6 protein-coding genes are annotated in these 5968 nt (G+C 41.0%); 4 read left to right on the top strand and 2 right to left on the bottom strand.

What is annotated here, in order from left to right:
- The 3 genes from AC1DPZ_RS20440 to lysA all read left to right on the top strand — a co-directional run.
- On the top strand, nucleotides 1-718 hold a 718-nt coding region (locus AC1DPZ_RS20440), incomplete at its 5' end, for a DUF885 domain-containing protein (protein WP_477406859.1).
- 693 nt (nucleotides 719-1411) lie between these two features.
- Nucleotides 1412-2722, top strand: coding sequence for an aspartate kinase (locus tag AC1DPZ_RS20435; protein ID WP_477406857.1), 1311 nt, complete (start codon nucleotides 1412-1414; stop codon nucleotides 2720-2722).
- Nucleotides 2723-2796: 74 nt separating this feature from the next.
- Nucleotides 2797-3972 (top strand): diaminopimelate decarboxylase, encoded by a 1176-nt coding sequence (gene lysA, locus AC1DPZ_RS20430; protein WP_477406861.1) that lies wholly within the window; start codon nucleotides 2797-2799, stop codon nucleotides 3970-3972.
- Nucleotide 3973: 1 nt separating this feature from the next.
- Here lysA and AC1DPZ_RS20425 read toward each other — a convergent pair whose 3' ends face one another.
- On the bottom strand, nucleotides 3974-4735 hold the full coding sequence (locus tag AC1DPZ_RS20425) for a hypothetical protein (protein ID WP_477406855.1): 762 nt from the start codon (nucleotides 4733-4735) through the stop codon (nucleotides 3974-3976).
- 90 nt (nucleotides 4736-4825) lie between these two features.
- Complete coding sequence (locus AC1DPZ_RS20420) at nucleotides 4826-5479, bottom strand: HAD family hydrolase (protein WP_477406853.1); 654 nt, start codon at nucleotides 5477-5479, stop codon at nucleotides 4826-4828.
- A 274-nt stretch (nucleotides 5480-5753) separates the two neighbouring features.
- Here AC1DPZ_RS20420 and AC1DPZ_RS20415 point away from each other — a divergent pair, with 274 nt between their 5' ends.
- A complete protein-coding gene (locus AC1DPZ_RS20415; RefSeq protein WP_477406851.1) occupies nucleotides 5754-5948 on the top strand; it encodes a cold-shock protein in 195 nt (64 codons plus the stop codon).
- Nucleotides 5949-5968: the final 20 nt, after the last annotated feature.

Here is a 5968-nt window from a genome sequence, read left to right as displayed (position 1 = left end):
TCCTAAAATTGTGCAGCAAAGTTTTGAACATACCAGGGCCGTCATCTGCGGCAATCTGCCAAAGCTTTTTAATGATTTGGTGATGCCAGATTTAAAAATCAAAGCCGGTGAAAGTAAACAACTGGCGCAAACGCCTGGTTACTATGATAATAACACTTTTTACTATAACCTTTTTGATAAGCCTTACAACAAACGCCAGTACGATTGGCTGTTTATCCACGAGGCCGTGCCGGGGCACCACTATCAATCAAGTATCGAACGTAAGACCAAAACGTCGGCCGTTCAGCAGCTTTTTTATTATATGGGGTTTGCCGAAGGCTGGGCAGCCTATACCGAAGAGTTGGGCAAACAGTTAGGCGTTTACCAAACCCCATATGATGAACTGGGTAAATGGGAGTGGGATATTGTACGTTCGGTACGGGTACCCCTTGATGTTGGCTTAAACTATTACGGATGGACGGATGAGCAGGCCCTTGCTTTCTGGAAAAAGAACGTCAGCAACCAGGATGATATTGCCATGCGCGAAATAGCCCGTATACACCGCTGGCCCGCGCAGGTGGTTACCTACAAATATGGCGCATTGCAAATACTGCACTGGAAAGAGGAATTGCAGAAAAAACAAGGCAGAGATTTTAATACTAGGGATTTCCACTCGCGGGTGTTGGATCATGGATCGTTGCCTCTGTTTTTGGTAAAGGAGAATGTGTTTAGAGAATAAGGATGTGTTACTGAATGGTAAATTTCGAAAAATAGGGGAGAGTAGGCGTTTTTTAATTTAGTTAAAACAATATTAATCTGCTGTTGGTTTGTTTAGCGCAGTAAAGTTAAATCGTAGCGTAAAGTGATTTTGTACTTGTTTCTTTATGTAGATTTATTTTGCGGCTTAATTTATTGCACAAAACCTTTATCAAAATCACAAGGAGCATGAAAAAAAACTTGCCTTTTCCTGAAGAAGCCACAACTTTGTTTTTAGCTATCCTATTGTGTTTTGACATCAAAAATGCATCCGCCCTTTAAGCAAATAAACATGGTTGAAAAAGAAATAAGTTCATCAAAAAAGCGAATTAAGTTGAAGGCTTGTACCAAATGCCACACCAATACAGGCCAAAGGATACACCGGTCGTTATTAATTAAGACTTTATTGTTTTGGTTGCCGGTACAGAGCTACCAATGCAAAACCTGTCATAAAAAATTCTTGCTGTTTGTAAAGTAAAGCAGCATAATGCCGGTACACATGTATTCAAACCGGTAAAGGGGCGTTATCGCCAAAGCCGTCTGTCTTAATTTACAGGCTGAAAACTGTTTGCAGGGCTTGCCAAATTTAATTAGTTATAAGTATTTTAAAATCCTATTTTTAGCGCCGCAAATAAAGGTACAGTAGTGCCCTTATTTTAGGTTAACGAAAATAGCAATGAAAGTTTTAAAATTTGGCGGTACATCAGTGGGTAGCCCCGCCCGTATGAAGAACCTGCTCGACATTATTAATCCTGCAGAAAGACAGATAGTTGTGCTTTCGGCAGTGTCTGGTACTACAAATAACCTGGTAGAGATTGGTCAGGCTTACTTAACCGGCGATAAGAAGAAGGCTGTTGGCCTCATCGGTATCCTGAAAGAAAAGTACGAACTGTTCATCCAGGAATTATTTGCCGATCCCGAATATTTAAAACAAGGCAAAGAAGTGATCGACTATCATTTCGCGTTGCTCAGCAACCTGGCTAATGACCAGTTTACTGCTGTTGAAGAGAAGGTGATACTGGCACAAGGCGAACTATTATCTACTACACTATACCATGTTTATCTGAAAGAGATAGGCATACCATCGGTATTACTGCCTGCCTTGGATTTTATGAAGATAGATGAGGATAATGAGCCTATTGTTGATTATATCACCGAAAAGATCAGTCCTTTATTAGATAAGCATCCCGAAGTTAATTTATTTATTACCCAGGGATTTATTTGCCGCAATGCCTTTGGCGAGATTGACAACCTGCGCCGTGGTGGCAGTGATTACACCGCATCGCTGATAGGTGCCGGCATCCGCAGCGAAGAGGTACAGATCTGGACTGATATTGACGGAATGCATAACAATGATCCGCGGATTGTAAAAGGTACGCAGCCTATTGCCCAGCTATCATTTGATGAGGCGGCCGAGCTGGCCTATTTTGGAGCCAAAATATTGCATCCGCAAAGCGTGTTTCCGGCACAAAAATATAAGATCCCGGTACGCCTGCTTAATACAATGGATCCGCAGGCCCAGGGTACCCTGATCACCAACACCAGCGAGAAAGACAAGATCAAATCTATTGCTGCGAAGGATGGCATTACAGCTATCAAAATCCAATCGAGCAGAATGCTGCTGGCACATGGTTTTTTGAGGAAGGTGTTTGAGGTTTTTGAGCGTTATAAAACATCTATTGATATGATCACCACATCCGAGGTGGCTGTTTCATTAACCATTGATGATACTACTTACCTGGGCGAGATCACCAGCGAACTTAACGCATTTGGCTCGGTTGAGCTGGATGTAAATCATACCATCATTTGCGTAGTAGGTGATTTTGGTGCCGAAAAGCATGGCTATGCAGCCCGTGTACTGGAGGCTGTAAAACATATCCCCTTGAGGATGATATCATACGGCGGTAGTGATCATAACCTGTCATTACTGGTAAAAACCGATGATAAGGTGGAAACTTTGAGGAGTTTGCATAACAGGCTGTTTTGATTTCGCATTTGGGATGTTCGGTTTCGGATTTATCCTTTTTGACTTTTTAATTTTGATTTTTGACTTTTCTAACCATGTTCAATACCAATACCATAAATAAATTTCAGCAACTGGATACCCCCTTTTATTATTACGATATGGAGGTATTGCGCCAAACTTTAGATGCCTGTCGCGATGCTTCGGCTAAGCATGGTTTTCATGTGCATTATGCTATGAAGGCCAATTTTAATCCTAAGGTTTTGGATATGATTCAGTCTTTTGGTTTTGGTGCCGATTGTGTGAGCGGTAATGAGGTAAAGGCTGCTATTGATCATGGTTTTGATAAAGGCAGGGTGGTTTTTGCAGGTGTAGGTAAATCCGACAGGGAAATAAACCTGGCCCTTGATGCCAATATTTTTTGCTTTAATGTGGAATCGGTACAGGAGCTTGAAGTAATAAACGAGCTGGCAGCCGCCAAAGGTAAAAAGGCCAATGTGGCTATCCGTATCAACCCCAATGTGGATGCGCATACGCATCATTTTATCACAACAGGACTCGACGAGAACAAATTTGGCATTAATATATGGCAGCTGCCCGATGTGGCTACTGCATTGCGCAAATGCGCCAGCCTGCAGTTTTTAGGTATCCATTTCCATATCGGCTCACAAATTACAGATCTGGAGGTTTATAAAAGCCTTTGTACCCGCATTAATGAAATGCAGGATTGGTTTGAGGATCATGGTTTTCCGGTTAAGGTACTGAACACAGGCGGTGGTTTGGGCGTAGATTATTACAGCCCCGATACCAACATTGCCGATTTTGAAAACTATTTCCAGGTATTTAAAAGCTTCCTGAACGTAAAGCCCGGCCAGGAAGTGCATTTTGAGCTTGGCCGCGCGCTGGTAGCCCAAAGCGCATCGCTGATATCGAGGGTGCTGTATGTTAAAAATGGTAAAAAGAAAAACTTCCTGGTATTGGATGCGGGTATGACCGAACTGATTCGCCCGATGCTTTACCAGGCTTATCATCAAATTGAGAATTTAAGCCAAAATTCAAAAGTCAAAATTCAAAATGAAACACCGGCAACTGATTTAAAATACGACGTAGTAGGCCCCATATGCGAAAGTACAGATTGCTTTCRGAAAGATGTTGACCTACCCGAATCATTCCGTGGCGACCTGATAGCTGTACGTACAGCAGGCGCATATGGCGAGGTTATGGCATCGGGCTATAACCTGCGCGACAGGGTTGGAAGCATTTATTCGGAGTAGGCTAAAACTTGAGGCCAACTCTGAACTGTACATAAGTACCGCCCTCAATAACTGCAAAATATTGCTGAAATTGCACAAAATACGAGAAGGCTACGTAAGTAGGCGTTTTATAGCTTATGTAATCATTATTGCTATTGTTGTAAATATTGTCGTTACCTAATGTTTCGCCAACAAATATCCTGAAACCCATCTGCGTATTTGGTCTTCTGCCATGAAACACAATTTCGCTGGTTAGGCCTCCGGTGAAAAGATCGGTACGGGTATCGGTATAAAAATTTGGCTGACCTGTTACTGCCTTCCTGAAACGTGCATAGTCGCCAAATTCGTGGCTATAAGCAGCTTCAAAACCAATTATCCTGATATCTGTACGGCTATCATTATTGATGAAAAAGTTACCCGATAACCGGCCGCCAACAGCGCCAAAAAACTTATTCTTAAAATAAAATGGATCGGCGGGCTGCAGATCGTTATTAGCATAATTACCCAGCGAAGTAAAAGCCCCATAAGCCAGGTTGAAATTTTTAAAGGTGTTGGCATGGCTTATATTAAGCTGCCCGCTGGTAAGCTGGTCATTAAAGTTGGGACTATAATCAAGCACCAGCGCCCCCGAAATATAAGTGGCCGATTTTGTACTATCCATTGACATGGGTTTGGGCATATAGGCTATGTCGCTATGGTGCAAAGCAGGGCCGTAAACATGATCGCTACATGAACTTAATATACCAAGGACGAGTAATGCAGGCAGGTAAAATTTTATTTTCATATGAGGTGGGAGATTAGGTGTAAGGGTTACATATTGTAAACCTTTATCAATAATACACAAATCTGCCAGATAAATAACAGCGGATATAAATTAATCTAACAGCCCTTTAAAATACTCATCATTGAAATCAGCAGCATAATGGAGTGCGTTGGGCAATTTTTCAAATTCATACTGCTCATGTGTAGTTGTTAACACAACAGCCTGCATACCTGCGTTGGCGGCAGCCTCAACACCTTTGGGCACATCTTCAAATACAATACAATCGGCAGGTATAGTATCTAAAAGTTGCGCTGCTTTTAAAAAAGTTTCGGGATGTGGTTTGCTTAATACTACATCATCGGCGCTTACTATTGCTTTAAAGTAATGCTTGATGTTAAGGTTATCAAGCACATAATTAATATTGAAAGGGATAGCTGCCGAGCCTATAGCCATAGGGATACCCTTTTGATGTGCGGCTTCTAAAAACTCCTGCAAGCCGGGCAAAAGAGCCAGGTGAGGTAAAAACTCCTGCTGGTATTTTTCTTCTTTTTTGTAGGATAGGTCGTTCATCTCATCCATGGTAAAACGGTCAGGGCCAAACATCCTTACCAATACTTCGGGGTTTTTACCGTACATCTGCTTTTTTACCTCTTCCCAGGTGAAGGCGCCACCCAACTGATCATTTAAAAGTGTTTGCCAGGCTTTGGTATGGTAAGGCATATCATTGATCATGGTGCCATTAAGGTCGAATATAAAGGCCTTCATATATGTGTTTTTTTGATTCTGGCGCAAACTTACAATTTAATAAAACTAAAAATTAAGTAAGGATGCTTATTCAATATATTTTGAAAATTTGAAGATGTGTAAATTGAATCGACCTGTTTTTTAAAGTATTCAAAATCATTAAATTACCTTTCGCCAAATCAATTTTAAAGATTTCAAGCCATCAAACTTCCAAATCAAACGTTTTTTATTTGACCTGGCACTGTTATAGTTTGTGAAAAATTTACCTAAATTGGCGCCTTTAATACATAAAATAATGCAAAAAGAAGGAACAGTAAAATTTTTTAATGAGACAAAAGGTTTTGGATTTATCACACCTACAAACGGTGGTCAAGACATTTTTGTTCATTCAACAGGCCTGATCGATGAGATCCGTGAAAATGATAAAGTTGAGTTTGAAGTAGAGAACGGCAGAAAAGGCTTAAATGCGGTAAATGTAAAAGTTATCTAAGTATAATATAATCATTAAGC

This window comes from Mucilaginibacter sp. P4_G9, from assembly GCF_056400985.1.
The sequence above is the reverse complement of the archived record's forward strand: the minus strand, read 5'-3'. Positions and strand labels throughout refer to the sequence as shown.